Here is a 20,602-nt window from a genome sequence, read left to right as displayed (position 1 = left end):
CACACCCACCCCAGCACGAGGCACAACCCGCCCCCGCACCGGCAACCCCACCGGGAACTCCAACCACGCATCCGCCGTGCCAGGAGGAGCCTCAACAGCAACGACTCCGTTGTCATGGAGCCATGCGACGTAAGGCGTGGCAAAGAGCCGCATCCCCTCCGGAATCGGCTTCTGAACCTTCGCCAACGCCTCGGCGAACGACACAGCCAGCTTCGGATCCATACCGGCCGTCGGCATCCCCAACGCCGCGGCGAAGTCCCGCACCACTTCGTCGGCACGCGCCGGCGCATCCGCAAGCGGCAGCCGGGAACTCGCCGCCACGAACTCCCGCACCGCCTTTCCGAACCGCACACCATCCGCGTCAACGAACCCGACCGCCTTCGCGAAGTCCCTTGCCTTGTCCTCGAACTGCTTCGCACGCATCACAGCCACCCGCTCGGCCAGATGCGAAGCGACCACCTCCGCCGAGAGACGGACCTGACCAGCCTCCTTCAGGACCTCGCAGGAATGCAGCACCACTGAGAACGGATGGCCCGTCGCACCCTCAGGACGACGTGCCTCCTCCGCCTCGGCCCGGTCCAGCATCTGCTGGAACACCGAATCCGACGCGATCAGTTCCGCGTGATGCTTAGGAGACGTCCGGCCCAGGCCCCTCGAGTCGCTGACCAGCTTTGGGTCGGCCATCCGCGGGCTGAAAGCACGAGGGCCGCCATGCGCCATCACGTAGAGGGTCAGATCACCCGCCCACTTCAGCGCCTGCGGATCACCGAGAAAGAACTCTTCCTCACCGTTCCTGTTTGCCTTGGGTGGGCGGTATCGCCACGTCGCCCCCTGGCCGGCATTGTGCTTCTCCCACCAGGCCCTGAGGTCTTGGGGATCGAAGCTGATGACGGTGGCATCGTCCGTGGCCGTCGGCGACGTCCAGCGCAGAAACTTGTCCAGGCCCGCCGAGCCAAAGACCACCGTGGACTGTTCCCAGCTCTTGGCAAGCGAGATCGCCCGCTCAATCCCCAGGTCCACGTTGTCCACCCTGGCAAAGGCCAGCGCCAGAACCTTGGACTGGATCTGCTCCCGGCTCTCAAACTTGAACGCCGACGGGTTGTGCTTCGCCAGCACGTCGTACCCCTCACCGACCCGAGCAGCGAAACGCTCCCGGTCGACGGCCAGAACCTCCAGCCCCTGGCCCATCCTCGTGACATAACGTTTGGCGACGTCGAGGTCCGTACGCTGCCCGATCGCCGCCGCCACCCAGGCCAACTGAGACAGCTCCACCGTCGACAAATGCCGGCCGATCTCCTGGTCCTCGAGTTCCCACGCGACCTCGTCGACATCGTGCAGCCGCACCCGCCCGTCGTCGAACAGCACCTGCAGCGCCTTCTCCGCCTCGCGCTGCCTGTCACCGAGCCCACTCCGGAAGTCGCGCACCTCCTTCACCACGTCGCCGACCAACTTCTCCTTGGTCAACTCAGGAGCGACATCGTGCGGCTGGTCCAGCACCTTCGGAGCGCGCGCAGGCTCCACGGTGGAGTCGGTGGTGGCCTGAGTCTCGCTCTTCGCGGACCTCAGCGCGTCGACATCCACCGGACGGACGGTGACCAGTACACCGCGGCGCTGTTCCTGGACGGTGGCACCCGTAGTCCGCGCGGCCTCCCTCCTGCCTCGAGTCACAACCGACACGGAGATGTCGCCGATCTGCGGAACGTCGGCGCTCTCGCCCCGCTGCCGCGCCGCGCCTCTGAGCAGTCTGTCGAGCTCGGCCTCGAACGCCTCACGTACCAGCTGGGCTCGGAGCTTGGTCTTGCGTCCGACCCCGAAGTACGAGTTGCTGTAGGACGTGATCTCCACCGTGGGCAGCGGCGGCAGCTCGGCGCCGGAGCGGTCGAGACCTGCTCGGCGTTGCTGTTCCCACATGATCTGTACGGCGGCTTCCCACGCCAGCTCGCGCAGGTCCTGGGCGGCCTGCTCGTCCAGTGATGTCGGGCCGTCGCCAAATCGGATCGTGGCGCCCGGACTGTCCTTCGTGGCCAGCACCGACGGCTTGAGTTCCGCTGACGGGGGGCCCGATTCGGCTACTGCCGCACCATCCGTGGACTGTGGATAGAAGATCGCCCAGCCTTCGGGGACGAGTACACCGTCGCCGGCGTCGACCATGGGCAGTGTCTTGCCGTTGATCGGCAGCTGTGCGATCCCGCCGAGCGGTGCGAGCACCGGAGCGCCATACGCGTTCGCCGCCAGCTGGCCGGGGGCGATACCCTTCTTCGGCTCTGCCAGCAGGGGCCCTCGGGACATGAGGGCACCGTCCGGCAGTCCGCCGCGACGGACCGCCTCCTGAGACACTACGGGCTGCGGCAGCTTCAGACTGCCGTCCTGGTCCAGCGTCGCCTGCGCGTTCGCGTCGATGCCGTCCTTCATCGGCCGGCCCGGGTCGGAGTCCACGGGCGCGACGCCTGCGTTGTTGATCAGGAGGACAAGAGGAGGCTTCGGCTCGCCGTCCGCCTGCAGCGAGGGCAACACCATGTCCCGGATGAAGGGCTCCATGCCCTGCTCAAGAGGCGGGTCCAGCGGCGCGTAGGGGTTGAGCAGCGAGACCCCTGACCCGAACCTGGTGGCGTCCACGACGAGCGGCTTCCTCGAGCCCTCCGGCAGCGTGGCCAGAAGCCGCTTCAGCCCAGGTGACAGGCCCAGAGTCCCCCGGAAAGCCTCCTCTGCGAACGACTTGAAGGACAGTGCCCCGGAGAATTCCGCCGACGTTGTGAGCTTTGCCCTGCCCGACGTGGACATGTCGAATGCCGCCAGCTTGTCCGGCGCATCGTCGTTGCAGTCGATTGTCAGGTCCCCTTGCGGGGTGATGCCCATCGCGTACGAGGAGGCGTGGACCCGGACCGGTACGGCCGACCCCGCGTTCCGGGCTCCCAGGCGCTGGGTGAAGGCCTGTGCGGTCGTACGCCACTGGCCGCGCTCCCCCGTCGCCTCGCCGGCGAGCAGCACCACATTGACGGGGGGCACTTCGCCGGTCGTGGCGACCGCCAGGAAGTCCTGGAACGCCGGGGCGTTCATACCGAGGCCCCGGCAGTCTTCAGCCAGGCTGAGCAGTTCGCCCGTCCTGTCCTTGAAGATCATCTGGAGGGCCTGGTGGGCGGCAGCAGGCCTGCCCGGTGCCAGACTACTCACCTTGCTGAGGAACTCGTCCGCGTAGCCCAGCTCTGCCAGGGCCAGGAGCTGCCGTTGGAACTCAGAGAGTCTGAGGAACTCCTGGAACACCGCGGACTCCCCCACGATGTCCGCCAGCTGTTCGGGCGCAAGGTGCGTGAAGGACTCCCCGTAGAACTCCGCCCTGTCGGGGTTCACCCCTGGCTTCACGACTTCGGGGCCCCCGGCCAGATCCACATAGAGCGTGGGCTGGCCTGCCCAGTCCAGCGAGGCAGATCCGTCCTTGGAGTTCAGCCGGGCATATTGGGGGGCATGCGCGGCCCAGCGTTCTGCGGTTGCCCCATGCGATCCCTCGGTCTGGCGCGAGGCACCCCGGTAGCTGAGCACCTTGGCGAAGTCCGACTTCGTCCCGTATGTCTCGCCGGCCAGCAACTCCCCGCCGGAGGTGCCGTACGTACCGGCCTCCCAGCCCTGGGCCACTCCGATGGCGCGGTTCAGCCTGGTCGACACGCCGGCATCGATCTCACCCGGTGGCGCGGGCGGGATCAGCTTCGCCAGCTTGAGCATCTTGAAGTGCAGCTCGGCAGGCGACACCCTCTTCGCCGCCCAGGACGGGTGGTGGGCCTCGAGGACTCCGTACGCTTCTTCCAGCCGCTTCGTCAGCGCATCGGGTGAGGAGGACTGGTCACGGTTGAGGGTGAGCCAGTCCCGGAGCGGGCTGAGGTAGCGGCTGGTCGCCTGGAGACTGGTCTGCTGGGTCTTCGCCGCCATGACCCACATCAGGTCGCCGTACTGCTGACGAGTCAGGCCATGCGCGTCCCGCCCGTCGCCGAAGTGCACGAATTTCGGGAACGACAGGACCAGCTCCGCGAGCTGTGGCGCCGCCGAGGAGGACTGGGCCTTGTCCGCCAAGGCCGAAAGGTCCTTGATGAGCGAGCCGAACTCCCTCTGGATCGAGGCCACGAGCTCGGCCGACGTGGGCTTGGCCCACAGAGCGGGCGACGGCAGGTCGCTCGTCCGTGATCCGGTAAGGAAGTTGATGATCTGCCCGTGGTCGGCGCTCTTGAACGGCTGCTTGGCGACCTCCGGCTTCAGGTTCAGCTCGCGCAGCGATTCGACCAGATCGTTCTTCAGCGGCTGCGGATCCTGGCCCCTGCGGTGCAGCGTCCAAGGCTCCACCTCGGTCAGCAACGCGGGCACGATCTTCCCGTCAGCCATCACATGCGTCTGCGTCGACAGGAACTGACCCGTGAACGGCCCCATACCGGACACCACACCCGACGGAGTCACCACACCCAGACCCGTCAGCTCCGCCAACTCCTGGGCCAGCGTGTCATCTTCACCACCGAGGATTCCGCAACCCTCCAACACCAGATACTCGACGTCATACCGCTTCCCCCCGTCCGTGCCCACGGTGAAGGTGAGGATTCTCTCCTGCTCGAGGTACTGCAGAAGCTCCGCGGCGTCCTTCCGTCCCCCTTCGACCTCCATCTGTCCCACGTTGCCGTGCCCGGCCACCACCACAGCGTTCTCAAGCGCAGGCAGCGTCTTGACACCCTCACGGATCAACGCGTCAGCGCTCAGGTCCTCTGCCGACGGCAGGAAGAACCGACGCTTGCCGAGGGAGACGGGGGCCAGCGGTCCACGCTTCGGGGCAGGACCGTGACCTGGCGGTGCCGTGGTGGCCGAGGGCAGCGTTGACGTGGAGGGCTGCGGCGGGGCCGGCTGCGGGCCGGTGCGGGCCTGGGGTTCCACTGCCGGTCGTATGCCCACATGGATCTGGTTGATGTCACCATCACCAGTCTCGATGGTGACAACGGGAATTGGCACGTCCTTGTGGCGAGGAGCCTGCTCGACGTTCAGTCGGCCCTGGTTCTTCAGTTCGTCACCGACGTAGACGTCCAGCTTCTTCGCCAGCCCCTTCCCGAGCCGTTTGGCATGCTCGAATCCCGGGCCTGACACATGCCTGGCATGCACGGTTACCTCGGTCTGCGGGAACAGCTTGCCCTTCAGCTTGTGCCAGAGGAGGTTCTGCGCTGTCTCCCGGGCGATGGACTTCAGCGCCGCGTCGGACTCGGCCGACAGATGTCCCTCCTGCTGGGACAGCTTGAGGGTGAGGCCCTTCTTCTCGTCGGTTCGGTGCAGAGAGGGGTGACTGTCGCCTTCGGCTCCCGGCTGAACCAATACCAGGCCATCACCATTCGCATCGTCCTCGGCCGGCTCCGCCACCGCGATCAGTTCGCCGTCCCACGGAATGTGCTCGACCCGGCCCATGAAGCCGAGCACCGGCCCCTTGCGCAGACCCGAGATCTCCTTCACCAACGACGACAGCCGCTCGAACTCGGATTCCGTGCCGTCGGACACCACGGTGCCCTCAGGCAGAGCCAGCCCCTTCTTCTGGAGCTGGTCCGCGGCCTTCGGCGACATCACCGCGGACGGAAGAGGATCACCCGGCTTCCACTGCTTTGCATCCGCGTCCTCCGCACCTCCGCCACGCCGCGGCCGGCCCGAGTCGGACACCTCCAGTACCAGGGGAGCGCCCTCGGGGATGTTCGCCTTCTGTATCTCCTCGGCCAGGCGTACGGCATCCCACTGCTGCGACTCCGGACCGTCCGCGGCATCCGGATCGAAGCCCTCGACTCCAGGACCCGAGCGGGTCACCTGAACCACATACGGATCGCTCAGGCCGGCGGACTTCAGCCTGCGCTTGACCGCCTCCGACAAGCCCACCGGCTTACGGACATTCGCCTCGTGCCCCGGCTGGAACGACACCACCGCCGCCACGCCATCCCCGGCCCGAGGCACAACCCGCCCCCGCACCGGCAAGGCCACCGGGAACTCCGCCCACACATCCGGCGCACCAACCGGGGCATCGATAGAGAAGACTCCGTTGACCAGCCCTGTTTTGTGCGGCGTAGCGAAGAGCCGCATGTTCTCCGGAATCGGCTTCTGTGCCAGGGCCAACGCCTCGGCGAACTCGCTCGCGAGTCCGAGGTCGATCGGGGCGTCCGACTTCTTCAGCTTCGTCGCGACGGCGCGGGCCACCTCGCCGGCACGCGACGACGCCTGGTCGAGAGGCAGAGGGGAGCTCTGCGTGACGAAGTCCCGCATCGACTTCCTGAACTGAGCACTGTCCGTATCCAGGACACCGATCGATGTGGCGAACCGCTGAGCGATCCGCTGGAACTCCTTCTGGCACTCCGCCTCCACGTGTACGGCCAGCTCAGTGGCGACCACCTCCGCCGAAGCACGAGTCTGCCCCGCCTCCGCCAGCACCTTGCAGGAATCGAGCACCACCGTGAACTTGCGGCCGGGCTCCCCCGCGGCAACTCCGGACCGCGGCCCGGGCCGTCGCATGCCCTCCTCTCGGGCACGCTTCACCATGTCCTGGAAGCCCGGATGTGCGGCGATGAGTGCGGCGTGATGCTTCGGGGTCACCGGCACCTCACCGTACTTGTTCAGGCCGAGACTCGGGTCTGCCATCGGGAGGGTGAAGGTCATGGGGGTCCCATGCGCCGTCGCATAGAGGGTGAGATCGCCTGCCCACGGCAGCGGCTCCGCCTTCCCGAGGTAGACCGCCCCGCGAGGCTTCCCGGGCTGCCCGTTCCGAGCGGGGGTGGCCGGGACCATCTTGTGGTGGCGGTACGTGCCCCCTCGGCCGGCGTCGTGGTCGCGCCAGTGCGTGGACGCGCTCTCGGGGAAGAAGCCCAGGGCGGTCGCATCGGCCGTGGCGGTCTTCGACACCCAGTGGACGAACTTCTCCTTGCGAGCCGACCCCACGTTCTCCGTGAGGGGTTCCCAACTCGTGGCGAGTGCGACAGATTCCTCATCGTGACCGTTGCGCCACGACATCTCGGCCAGTGTGAGGATCTTGAAGTGCAGCTCCTCGGTCTGCTCGTACCGCAGCGCGAACGGATTGTGCTCCGCCAGCAGGTTGTACGCGCCGCTCAGCCGGCTGCTCAGCCCCGACCGCTTCAGCCGTTCGGAGGACAGCAGTTCCAGGCCGTTCGTCATGCCCTGAACGAAGCGCTCGGCCGTACCGAAGTCCGTGCGGTGCCCGAGTTCCACTGCCACCGTGGCCAGCTGGGACGTCTGCCTCTCCGTCAGCATGCCGACGTTGGACTCGCTCAGTGCCTCGTTGACCGCGTCGATCTGCTCCTGGGTCACCTCGCCCCGGGTCATCGGGCCCTTCAGCCCCTCTGAAGCCTTGCTGTGGAGGGCGTCCAGCTTCGAGCGGAAGCCGACCACCTCATCCACGATGTCGGCGACCACCAACTCCTTGTTGCGTCGGCCGTCGAGGTCCTGCCGCTGGGCGTGCGGCTGCCCGGGATGCGAGGGCTCCACGGTGTCGGCGGTCTTGGCACGCCCGTCATCCAGGAAGTTGACGATCTGGCCGTGCTCGGCCGTCTTGAGGGGCCTCGGTACGACTGGCTCCAGGTCCAGCTTCTTGAGCGAGACGACGAGGTCGTTGTCCAACAGCCGCGGGGCGATATCGGGCAGGTGCAGTGCCCACGGCGTGACCTCCGCGCCGCTCGGAATGATCTCTCCGGCGCTCAGCACATGGGTCTGCGACGACGGGAACCCGCCGGTGAACGGCTCCATTCCGGAGGTGAACCCGGACGTCGTCAGTACGCCGAGCCCCGACAGCTGCGACAGCTCCTGCGCGAAGCTGTCGATCTTGCCGCCCAGCCCCCCGCACGCGTCAAGAACGAGGAACGAGACATCGTACACCTTCGCATCGCCGGAGGCCGGCTCGTACGTCAGCAGACCGTTGTCCTCCAGGTACGCCAGGTACTCCGCGGCGGTCCTCTCCACCCCCTCGACGACCATCCGGCCGTTCTTCCCGTGACCCGACAGCACCGTGATCTCGTCGCCGAACGGCAGCGTCGACACACCCCTGCGGATGAGTACGCCCTCTTCCAGGTCCTGCGGCCCGGGCAGGAAGAACCGTCGGTTCCCCAGCGGGACCGGGGACAGCGACGACGGCTTGAACGCCTCGGAGACCACCGGGTGGAAGGCCTGCCGACGGGTTCCCAGGAACTTGTTGATCCCCGGAAGCCCCTGGGTGAGCATGTCGAGCGGGCTCATCAGCTCGTTCAGCGGCTCAGGCGGGAGGCGGAACATCGTGGGAAGGTCGGGGGGCACCGGGAGGGTGCCGTCCAGCGGGTCCGGTATCTGCTCCGGCACCACTGGTTCGAGCGACTGCCGCACGGCGTCCGCATCGGCCCACAGGCCCGCCAGCTCCTCGGCATCGGCGGCATCCTGCTCGGCCTGGCTCCTCTCAGGCTCGACGAACGGCTCGCCACCTTCGGAAGGCTCGTCCGGCTCACTCAAGGCCTCCGGGTCCGGCAACGCGGCTGGCTCACGGAGCTGGTCCGGCTCGGGGAGCTCGTCCGTTCCCTGCAACGCATTCGGTTCAGTCAGGACATCCTCGACGACGCTCGGGCCCTGCTGGACGATGCGTACCTCTCCGCTGTCCTCCAGGCGGATGTCGGAGCCCGTCCGGTAGCGCAGGTTGATGGCCAGCTCGGTCCACATCCGGTCACGGAAGTCCGCCTCGAAGAGGTACCGGGCCTGGGGGTCCACGACACCCGTTCCGGTGCCGTCACCGGCGATGAGCATGACCCCCAGGCGCGTCCCGTACGTGCGCCAGGCATGCACGAACGCCGGGTTGTTGCGTACGAGGTCGGCCAGGGACCTGCCATCGCGGGTCGCCCCGGGCTCATAGGCCACGACGAACACCGGCGCGTCCTGCCCGCCCGGATACGTTCCAAGTGTGTAGTCACCGTTGGGCGTTTCCTGGTGGACCGGTACCGGGCTGTCGCCGGAGAACCCGGTCAGCTTCCGCACGACGGAACGGGTGTAGTCGTCAGACCCGAAGACGAGACCGTTGTCCTGCGGCCGCCGCATCGGCACCAGGCCCCCGGGAATGGGTATATCGGGGTCCGGCACCGCGGTACCCGGGTGGTCCAGGCCAGTCAGCGGCAGTCCGGTCAGCCCTCGGTCCGCCACTTGTCGCAGGCGGCCACCCTGGACGCGGTGCAGAGCCTGCACCGTGACCGAGCCGGTCACCTCGCGGGCGATCCACAGCCTCTTGCGCGAGGTCTCGTCGGGTGAGATGCCGGCTCCCGGAGCCACCTCGACCTCGATCACCGTGCTTCCTGCCGGCAGCGAGCGTGGGCTGGGCTTGCCGGTGCGCACCTCCAGGAAGTCCTGACCGCTCCGGAAGAGGGCCCCGGGGGCGAGCGCCTCGTTCGCCGAAGGCCGGCTGGGGACCACCAGGTAGGCCTTGACGGGCTCATCGTTGCGGGGCGCGTCCTGGAGCCATTGCATGTGGCGGTTGCGGGCATCCGCGGTGGCCGTGAGCGGGGCCGTGGTGAACGGCGCGTGGGCAGTGGTCCATTCCGTCGCAGGCCACTCCGCTGCTCCGCCCAGCATGTGACCGAAATTCCCGAAGGCCGGTTCGCCACCTTGCTCCAGGAGGGTCCTGGGGGCGAGCACCGGGTTGCCCACCATGATCATCGGTGGCCGGAACTCTGCGAGGGCTTCCGCCAGCCGATCGGAGGGCGAAGGCCCGAAGTCTCCATTGGGAGGGCTGCCCGCGCCGGAGGTGGCCAGCACGACCGGCTGCCCCGGCTCGAGACCGGAGGCCCACAGGTCCCAGGCCAGTTGCCTCATGGTCCACGACCGGTACGCCCAACCGCTGTCGGTCTCCGTCCAGACCCAGGCGTGTTCGCCGTCCCCCTCGATCACGACGTCGACGACGACGGCGTCCCGCCGCTCCAGCTCGGACAGCGCCAGAGCGAGCCCCGAGGACGGTGTGAGGCCGGGGAACAGCACGGCGTCGTGCGGAGCCCGGTAGGAGCGCACCGCGGCGAACGGCGCACCCGCCGTGACCTGCGCCCGGCCAGGAAGGTGAGAAGTCACGGCCTCCCATCGCGGCGTTCCCTTGACGTTCTCGGTGAGTCGTACGGTGATCTCACCGGACTGCTGGTACGCCGGGTACGCGCTGGCCCAGATCTGGGCGGAGTCCAAGCCCAGCTGGTCCTTGAGGAGCCGGGCCATCTCAAGGCGTGCGGGGCCCGTCTCGCCGGCAAGCCCTGAACTGCCGCTCACCAGCACGATGTTGAGTTGCCCACCCCCTAGCTCCGCGACCCGCTCGTGGAGGCGGGGGCCGGCCATGCGCACGAGTTCGCGTACGGCGTGGGTGGCGGGGTCCTGCGCAGGGACCGAGCCCTCCTCGACAAGCGCGGAGACGTACGGTGCGAGGGCATCGACGTCGAGATAGACCGTCGGCTGCCCGCTCCAGGGAAGAGGGGACTTCTCGAAGTCGCTGAGCCCGAACGCGCTCAGCGGATCGAGGTCGCCGGTGACCTGGAACTGTGCCTGCCCGGAGGCGATGTGTTTCCTCCAGTTGTTCCTGTCGAGACCCGCGTCCCAGGCCTGTCCGAAGGTCCACGCTTCGGCATTCGGCGATGATGTCTGGTACGCGGACCACGCGTAGTGCTCACGTCCGGGCTGTCCGAAGCCGACGTCACCGCGTCCGATCGCTTCGTCGATGTCGCTCTGCAGTGAGCCGATCAGAGACTTGGGCGGGACTTCCTCGTTCTTCACGAAGGTGCTCGGTGACACCTCGTCCACCGCCGGGACGGGGTCCGTGGCCTGGACGGGGTCCGTGGCCTGGACGGAGTTCAAAGCCGGGCGCAAGGTGACCAGAACGGCTCGCCGCAGCTGCTCCACTGAGGCGTCCACCGTGACCAGCGAACCGTTCTGCAGGTCCTTCTCCAACGAATCGCGGGAAACCCGTCGGCCGTTGGGCAACCTCAGCTCAGTCACCGGGGGCAGGGTGGTGTGCGGGTCGGCGTGCTTGCCGTATGACTTCGTCGATATGCGGATGTCGCGGATCGACGGAACACCGGCGTCCGGTCCCCGCCTCCTGGCTTCGGCCTTGAGCCTCGCGGCCAGCTCCGCGCGGAAGACCCTGCGAACCGCCTTGGCGCGCATGGCTCCGGTGAGTCCGGCGTTCACGTCGGAGTTCCCGTAGCCCGCGATCTCGATCGTCGGCGGCGTGGTCGTCCCGTCGCTGAGCGTGTGGTTCAGGATGATCTGCTGCGCCGCGTCGACTGCGAGTCTGCGCACCTCCTCGCGGGCCACCGGGTCAAGGGACCACTTGCCCTTCCGGAAGGGAACGGTGGCACCCGCCTTGGGGCCTGCCCCGGTAAGGGAGACGAGCTTGGCCGGTGCGTCCGGCGCGGGGCTGCCCTCCTTCGTCCGGGGCTGGAACACCTGCCATCCCTCGGGAGCCATCAGGAGCGTTCCGCCACCCCATCGCATCGGTACGGTGCCGCCGGGCGCGGCGAGCACCGTGCCGTCGAACTCGTCCGCGGCCAGCTGCGCTTCGGTGGCCGACAGGGGGATGTTGAGCACCAGCGGCGCACCCAAAGGTGTCTTGCCGCGTACCTCGTCGCGGATGAACGCCCTGATGCTCGGCGAGCTGTGGTCTCCTTGCTTGCCCCGTGCCTTGGGGTCGGAGACGTGGATGCCCGCCGAGTCCCGGTCAGCGTGGACGAGGAAGGGCTTGCCCAGCCCCGGCATCGTGTCCAGCACCCGCTTGAGGCCGGCGGAGGCGCCCAGGCGGCGATCGATTCCGGGCTGGGCCGAGGAGCGGAAGGACACTCCGCCCGAGAAGTCAGCCGAGACACTCACCGGTGTCCGGCCCGGCTGCCTGATGTCGATGCTCGTGATCGCGCCGGATCCATTTCCGGGTTCCGTGACGACCCTGACAGGCACGTCGAGCTCTGGGAACCGGGCGGCCAGCTCACGGGCGAACGTCTGCGACGCCTTCCTGCGCTGGTCCGCATCGCCCGCGAAGGCGTTCTCGGAGAGGACCAGGTCGAAGGACGGAACGTCGCCTGCATGCGCGTTGAGGAGGAACTTCGCGAAGTCGGGGGAGTCCGGATTCTGGTGGTACAAGCTCGACGTGGCGAGCTCCACCATGCCGCGGCCCTTGCCCTGGAACACCGTGTTCAGGAGTTCGATGCCCCTGCCCGTGGTGGCCAGATCGAGCTGGTCGCCGCTGTCGCCGGGCATCACCTGATCGAGGAACGCCTTGAGGTCGCCCGACTGCGCCACCTCGATGAGGTGCTTGCCGGTTCGCTGGAGGGCGACGAAGTCACGGAAGACCTTCGAGTCGGCGATCAGGTCCGCCAGCCGTTCGGGCGAGAGGTCCTGCCCGTCCTTGACGGAGCCTCGCACGTCCACGTACAGCGTCGGCTCGCCGCGCTCGGGGGCGTGCTGCGATGCCTGGTTCCCGAGCAGGTCGCCCAGGGCGTCCGACGGCACATCGCCGTGTCGGAAGATCAGCTTCTTCACCAGGGGCGAGCGGGTAGGTGTCACCTCACGGACGTACGGCGCCGTGCCCTGGGTGTCGATCCGTTCCCAGCTCTTGGCCTGAGCGATGGCCCATGCCTTGCCGTCCTTCGCGAGGCCGCCGCCCGCTTCGCCGTGGAGGATGTGGGCGAGCTTGAACAGTTTGTACTGCAGGAGGGTCTCGTTGCCGGCCTTGGTGGTCCAGGACGGATGGTGGGTACCCATGAGGTCATGGGCCGTCTCCAGCAGGGCCTTCAGCTCTGCGGCCGGCAGCTTGTCCAGCTGCTGCCACATCCGCACCGTCGCCCAGTGCTGCGCAGCGGCTTCCACCCCGCCGTGGAGGAGTTCCTTCTCCGCGAGCACCCATGCCATGTCGGCGAGCTGCTGGGCGGTGAGGCCGTACCTGTCCCTTCCGGTCGTGCCGAATTCCTCGAACGGCGGGAATCCGGACGGCAGCTCGGCCAGCCGTTCCGCGGACACCGTCCCCTGCTCGACCGCCAGCTGCAGCGACATTCGGGCGGCGTTCGCCCGTTCCGGCAGATTACCGAACCCGGATCCGAGGACCTTCCGTACCCGCGAGACGATGTCCGCACGGGTGGGCGGAGCACCCTGGTCCAGGTTGTCGATGGACCAGGTGGCGACGTTGTCCAAAGGCAGCGGGCCACGCCAGACCTCGGCCTGTGGCGAGCCGAGTCCCTTGATGAGATCGGTGCCCAGGGGTTCGGTCCGGTCCAGGTCCTCGCCGTCGATCAGGTGCCATTCGGGTTCTCCGGTGCCGGCGCCAGTGCCAGTGCCAGTGCCGAGGTGAACCTCCGGGCGGATCTTTCCGTCGTCGAAGACCGGGAACGAAACGAGCTCGACGCCCGTCGGGCCGGTCTGGACCTGGCCATCGGTGGCAAAGACGAAACGTCCGGACGCCTGGACGGCGGCGATGCGCTGCGCGATGCTGCGGCCACCGTTCGGCGGCGTCGTATGGGCACCGCACATCATCAGGAGGAGTTTTTCGTCCGCACGCCGACCGGGGAGCCGGTCAAGCATCCGGCCGAACTCTTCGGGGGACACGCGCGAGCCGTCGGCCAGCAGCACCTCACCCGTGGCGACGTCGGCGTGGGCATAGACCGTGAAGAGCCCGTCGAGCTTCTGGAGGCGCGCGGCGGTCTTGGAGTGGTCCGAAGTGTCTCCGGGCGCGGGGAAGTACGCACCGGCGGGCACGAGGACGGCCGGCCCGGTGCTGGCCGGCTTCCCTGCCTGGGCGGCCCCCCCAGCGGCCACGGCGGCTGGACGGACGGTGACGAGCACCCCGCGCCGCTTCTGTTCCAGGTCGGTGCCGCGGGTGCGGGGCGCCTCGTCCCTGCCCTTCGAGCCGGTCTTGATCGTGACGTCCTGAAGCTTCGGCACACGGGCTCCCGACCCGCGATGATTGCCGACAGCCTTGAGTTCGGCGCTCAGGTGCTTCTCGAACTCCTTGCGCACCGCCCTCGCCCGGAACCAGCCCGTCACCTTGGCGTGGGTCCTCGAGTTGCCGTAGCCGGTGAGCTCGATGGCGGGCAGGGTACGGGTAGAGTCAGGGAACGTGTGGTACCAGCGGCGCTGGTACTCCCAGATGATCTGCTCGGCAGCCTCCCGTGCGAGCGTACGGATGTGCTGCCGTGTCCGCGCGTCCAGCCCCCACTTGCCCTCGGCGAATCGCACCGTCGCACCAGGGTTGCCGTCCGCGGCAAGCGCGGACGGCTCGGGCTCACGCGCCGGACCGGATCCGACGGCCTCAGGGTCGCTGGTCCGCGGGTAGAACACCTTCCAGCCGTACGGAACAGGAACGCCGTCCCCGCCCTCGACCATCAGCAGGGTCTTGCCGTCGCCCATCGGCAGCAGCCCGACACCGCCGACCGGCGCGAGGACCGGTGCGCCGTACGCGTCCGCCGCCGCCTGGCCCACCGCGTCCAGACGGACCGGGTCGGCGAGCAAGGGCCCCCGGGACACCTGGACGTCGTCGCCCAGGCCGCCGCGCTCGCCGGCCTTCGGTGACGCGATCGGCGGTGGCAGCTTCAGCGTGCCGTCCTGCCAGGTGGCGGTCGGGTAGGGTTCACCGTCCTCCGTCATCGGCCTGGCCGGATCGGACTTCACCGGCGCGACGCCCGCGTCGTCGAGCACGAGCAGCAAGGGAGGCTTCGGTCCGTGCGACTCCACCTTCGGGAGCACCTTGTCCCGGACGAACGTCGTGACGTCGAGCGTCTCCGGGGCCTTCAGAGGGTCCTTGGGGTCGTCGATCGCGATGCCCTGCCCGGACCTCCTCGCGTGCACCACGAAGGGCTTGCCCGCATCGCCACCGTCGTGCAACGTCCCCAGCACATGCTTCAGTCCCGTCGATGCTCCGAGCTCACCCCTGAACGGGTTGTCTGCCGACGACAGGAACGTGACCCCGCCGGCGAAGTCGTCGGAGACGGTGAGCGAGGCCTGTGCAGGTGCGCGAACTTCCAGCGTGAAACCATGTTCGTACTCGTGTGACGGGTCCTCGGAATACAGATGCCCGCCCTCCCGCACCGCGACCCTGTGCGGGGAGGCGATCACGCGCACGGGCACGGTCAGATCCGGCCATCGCGCGCCAAGTCGCTGAGTGAAGGCACTGGCCACCTGGCGCCACTGACCACGCTCGGACAGCGGGGCGCAGGCAAACAAGCCGATGTTGAAATGGGGGATCCGACCGTTGGTCGCGATCGCCTGGAACGTCGTGAGCGCCTTGCCGCTCGCCCCGCGCCCACCCTCGACCAGATGCTCGGCGAGTGCCACGATCTCCGCGCCACGGTTGTTGAACACCACGTCGAGCAGTTCGGGCATCCGCCCCTGCACGACGGTCGCGGCGTCACCGTCCTTGCCCGCTCGCACAAGATCGAGCAGCTGTTGGGGTTGGTTCCCCCGCGCTGCGGCGAGCAGCTTCCCGCCGAACTCCGAGAACTCCACGAACTCCTGGAACAGTGGGTGCTCAGCCACCAAGTCCGCCAGGTGCTCCGCCGGGAGCCAATGGCGGTCCTGACGCACATCCTCCCGAAGGCCCCTCGCCGGCCCGGCCTGCGTGATTATGCCGTTGGAATGCGTCACCACGAAGAGAGTCGGCTCGCCCTCCGTGATGGCGAAGGGACTGTTCCCCCAGCGAGGAGGACGAGGGTTGGGCTTGCCATGCGCGTAGTCGGACCACGCTTCCGCGGCAAAGCCCAGCTCACTCTCTGGCTGGAAATTCAGCACCTTCGCCAGAGGCGACGCGGTCGTCAGCAGCTTGGCGCTGAACTTCTCCATACCCGCCGAGCCGTGGTGGGTGTTCTCCCACTTCGCGGCCAGCTGCTCCGCCGAACCGAGGTGCGGGCTGTGGAGCCTTGCCGCGAGTTCCAGAACCTTGCAGCGTGTCTCCGCCTCGCGGCCCCGGCCGTCCCAAGAGGGGTGGAATTCCTCCAGCGTGCGATACGCCTCCGCCAGGTGCGCGTCCAGCTTCCTCGAGTCGGCCTCTGTCTCCAGGAGGCCTCCCTTTGTCAACAGCAGCCATGACTCCACGGCCGTGGCGAACTGCACGGTCTCCTCGGTGGAACCACGGTGCCCCTGGTCCGCGAGCACCCAGGCCAGGTCCCTGTGCTGTGCGCGCGTGATGCGCTGCAGGTTGAGACCGTCAGCGGACTCGACGAACGTGGGGAACTCGTCGGGCAGTTGCGCAAACTTCTCTGGGGTCAGGTGCGAGGTGGCCGACTCCGGGCTCAGCGCCTGGGCGGCGGCCTTCGCTCGCTCGGGCAACTCCCGGAACAGCGACTCGAACTCCTTCCGCACCGACCCCACGACCTGGCTCTCCGTGGGCTTCGTACCTGTCCTCGGGTGCGGGGGCGGGTTCGGCGTCAGGTTCCGCAGCCAGGTGACGGCGTTGGCGAGGGGCAGCGGGCGCCTGACCACCTCGGCGGCGGGCGCGTCGAGCAGGCCGGCGAGGTCGAAGCCCACGTCCTCGGACGCGTCCGGGGTCTCGGCGTCGACAAGGAACCAGCGCGGACCGGTGGCCGGGCGCTTGCCTTCCGCCTTCGACAGGGTGTCGGGGTGGATGACGCCGGCCTCGTCCACCGAGAAGGTGTCGAGGTGCACACCGTTCCTGTCCATCGTGACCTGGCCGTCGGTGGCGAGGACGAAGCGGCCGGGCGGCTGAGCGGCCGCGATGCGTTGCGCGATGCTGCGTCCGCCGCCGGGCGGTGTCGCGTGGGCGCCGCAGATGAAGAGGAGCAGCTCATCGTCCGGGTCCCGCCCCGGCAGCCCGTTGAGCTGGTCGGCGAACTCCTCGGGGGTCACCCGGCTGCCGTCGGCGAGCAGGATGTCCCCGGTCTTCAGGTCGGCGTGGGCGTACACGGTGAACAAGCCGTCGAGCTTGGAGTAGGCGGCCGCGGCCACCGCATGGTCGGGAGTGTCGCCGGGCGCGGGGAAGTAGGCACCCGAGGGGACCTTGACACCGTGTTCGCCGGCGGTGCCGAGGCCTAGGGAGGACCCTTCGCCGTTGTACCGCGGGATGGTCTGCGCCGGGGGCGGTGGCAGGTCCGAGGTCCGAAGGGCGGAGGAGGTGGTCTGCGCCGGGGGCGGTGGCAGGTCCGAGGTCCGAAGGGCGGAGGACGTGGTCTGCGCCGGGGGCGGTGGCAGGTCCGAGGTCCGAAGGGCGGAGGAGGTTCCGGAGGGATCCGTCTCGTACGCGTTCCGCAGCTTCTCGAGGGTGGGCCGGACGTGACGGAGGGCTGCGACTTCCCCGGCCAGGTGGGTCAGACGTACCCGGTCTGCGTCGGTCACCTCGTCGCGGGGACCCATGACCTCGCGGACCAGGCCGTCCAGGTCGCCGGGCTTGAGGTGGAGGAGCTGCGGGCTGCCCTCGCTCTCCGCCAGGCGAACGAGCTTGTGGAGCTCCCGGAGGGCGGCCGGCGAGACCTCGCGGCCGATGCCCCGCAGAGTCAGGGTCTCGGCCATCAGCCTCGTGATCGCCTCGCTGCCGAACATGTAGGTCTCGCGTTGCAGCCGGCGCAGGCCTTCGGGCCAGGGAGTCTCGGTGCCGTACCGTGCCCGCGTCAGCCGGAGCAGATCGTCGGCTGCCTGGAGCGTTTCTGTGGTGACCTGCCACTTCGACTTCCGGGTGACCTCGGCCAGGGTGACGACCTCGCTGCGCATGCCCAGGTCCACCAAAGCATCCGGCGCCAGCCCGTAGACATCGCGGACGACAGCGTCCATGGCCGCGTCTTCCGACGCGTCCTTGCCCAGCCCCAGCCCGCTGCGGCCGTACTCCACCAGATGACGCTCGGCGCGGTCCCTGTCCCCGTTGCCGACGCGGGTCTCGATGCCGAGGTCGTTCAGTGAGTCAATGAGGTCGGCGTGGAGGGGCAGGTACTCGCCGTTCGGGCCGTGGAGGGCGAAGGGCTGAGGGTGGGGGGAGACGAAGCGGCCGGTGGAGGGCTCGTAGCCGTTCATGAGGGCGGTCGGGGCGAGGACCCACGTGTGACCTGCGCGTGCCGCCTGGGCCGCAGCAGTGTTCCCGGGTCCGCCCAGCCCGCGGGCTCCGTGAAGGACGATGAGCCCGCTGCCGCTCCACAGCCCCTGGTCGAGGGTGTAGTCGACGAACGCTTTGCCGTCGAGCAGGGTGGACTCGACGACGAACCTCCCCTGCTCGCCGTGTACGACCAGAGTGGTGAGCTGCGGGTGGTGTGGGAGTTCACTCAGATGGAGCGGGGCGAGGTCCCTGTCACCTAGCGGCAGGAAGTGGCGTTGCCGGCCGAGCGATTGAGGCGCCGTCGAAGGCGACGACCCCACAGTGGGAAGGGCGTAATCGACCGGGGTGGCGGGCTGGCTCTCGAGGTAGGCCTGGAAGCGGTCCAGGAGCTCGTTCTCAGAGATGGTTTCGGCGATGGGCACAGAAGGGCCTACGTCGAGTGGCTCACCGGCGAAGCTGAGGGGCGGGAGCTGGAGCGCGGGGACCCTGGCCGGGCGGCCGGCCGCCACGGTGACGAGTGCGTCGGTCGTGAGAGGGTCCCCGGACTTGCCGTCCCCCTTGGCCTCCGTGATGAGGTCGATGAGTTCGGCGCGGTCGTGGGGAGTCACGGTCGTGTCGGGTTCGAGGGCGAAGACGCCGCGGACCAGCGGGTCCAGGTCCTCGATGTGGAACGTGCCGTAGTGGCCGTGCTCGCGAGCGAGGATGTCCGTGGCGTGACGCAGGGACATCAGCGTGTCGGTGGTCGGTGTGTTGGCACGTCCGTACTGCTGCTGCGAGGCGCGTACCAGGTCGCGGGTGCGAGTGAGCTCCTTCGCGGTGACCTGGGAACCCTGCTGGACGCCGATCGCACCTGCCAGGTACTCCACTTGCCAGTCGGCAAGCCAGTCGGCGAGCTCGACGACGGGCTGCGGCCGTGACTTCGGTGGCGTGGACGGAGTGGGCGGCGTGACTGGTTTCGGAGCGGGCGGAGTGGCGAGCGTCTCCACCTCGGGGGCTCTGAGGACCGCGGACTTGATCCTCCTGACCGTGACAGTCTTGTCCGCCTTCACAAGGTCGGCGATGCGGTCGACAAGGTGCTTGCGGTGGACGGGCGTGACGCCGCTCTCGGGGGCGAGCCGGTAGACATCGCGGATGATCGGGTCGAGATGGGAAGGCGTGAACGCGCCTTCCTGTGCGTACTTGCTGGTGGCGATCTTCGAAGCGTGGTGCAAAGCCTCCAGCAGCGTGATCGAGGGCCTGCCGTCGTACCCGTAGAGCTGCTGCCCGACACGGACAAGTTCGCGGGTGTGAGCGACCTCTTTCTTGCCGGGGCTGGTGAACAGGGATGTGTGTACGCCGATCTCCCTGGCCAGGTCCTTCACCCGCGAACTGCTCATCGTGTCGGCGAGATCGGCAGGCTGCCGGAGGGCCGACGGATGTGGCGGGGCAGGGTGCGGCGTGGTGTCAGGAGTGCCGAGCGCGCTGGTGAGCGCCTTGAGAGTCACCGCCTGGAGGGGACGCTTGACGGTCTCGATGAGGTCCAGGACTTGGGAACGATGCTCGGCGGTGACGGTCTCCTCCGCCTCGAGGGCGTAGGCGTCGCGAATCAACTGGTCGATGTCGCTCAGCTGGAACGGACCCTTGTGGCCGTACTCCCGCGCAAGGATGCCCGCGGCCCTTCGCAGCGACTGGAGCTTGGCGACGGGTGGCACGGCATCCTGCCCGTACAGTTCCCTGCCTGCCTTGACCAGTTCCCTGGTCCGCTTCATCTCCGCGCTGGTGGGATCGGAGAACCGGGGACTCACCCCTATGTTGCTTGCGAGGGATTCCACCTTCCTGTCGGGGAGGTCTTCCGCGGAAGGACCGGTCCTGACCCGCGCAGCTGTCTCGGAGTCCTGCTGCGGAAGGATCGGAGGCGTGGCGGAACTGTCGGACGCGGTGTTGGTGGTGATCGCTTCGGCTTCGCCGGCGAAGTAGTGGGCGAGGGAACGGGCCTTGGCCGCGATCGTGGCTTCGTCTGTGCCCTCGGCGCGCTCCTGGTGGATGAGATCGGCCACACGCCGGGTGTGGTCGTCCCGTTGTGCAGTCGACCCATCATCCTCGGAGGAGGCGGGGAGGGGCTCGTACGCGTCGACGTACAGCTTGGCCTCGGCCGTGAGCGCCGGGACTTCGGGATCAGGGACACCCTGCAGGAGCTCGCCGTGGTCGTAGACCGTGTACTCGAGAGGCACCTCGTCGGCGAACGGACCGCGTACGTCCTGGGGAAGCGGCACGGACAGCGGCACGGACAGCGGAACGGGTGCGGGTGCGGGCTGCTGGATGGGTGTAGGTGTCGGTGTGGGGCTGTCCAGGCCGCGCAGGGCGTTCTGGATGCCGTTCGCGGGGGTGCTGTGAGGTGACGCGGAGGCCGTCGAGGGCTGCGTGGCAGGGTTGCCACCCGCCTCTGTGGTGCTGTCCGGGTCGGTGCCCTCAGCGGTTTCGGAACTGTCGTTGCTGTGCGTACCGTTGCTGGTGTTGGGGCTGACGCCCTGGTCGGGATGGCGTTGTGCGGTGTCGGGCTGGTGCAGGCCGCGTCCGGGGGTGTTCTGTTCGCCACTGCCCGTGTCCTGCCCGGTC

Annotated in this window: 1 pseudogene; it reads right to left on the bottom strand. The window is 68.4% G+C overall.

The features are described from left to right. Positions 1 to 20,602 (bottom strand): annotated as a pseudogene (locus ABT342_RS35985) (hypothetical protein); the annotation flags it as partial.

It is taken from the genome of Streptomyces sp. NPDC000410 (assembly GCF_040300305.1).
In the GTDB taxonomy this organism is placed as follows: Bacteria; Actinomycetota; Actinomycetes; order Streptomycetales; family Streptomycetaceae; genus Streptomyces.
This window is presented reverse-complemented; position numbering and strand designations above follow the sequence as displayed.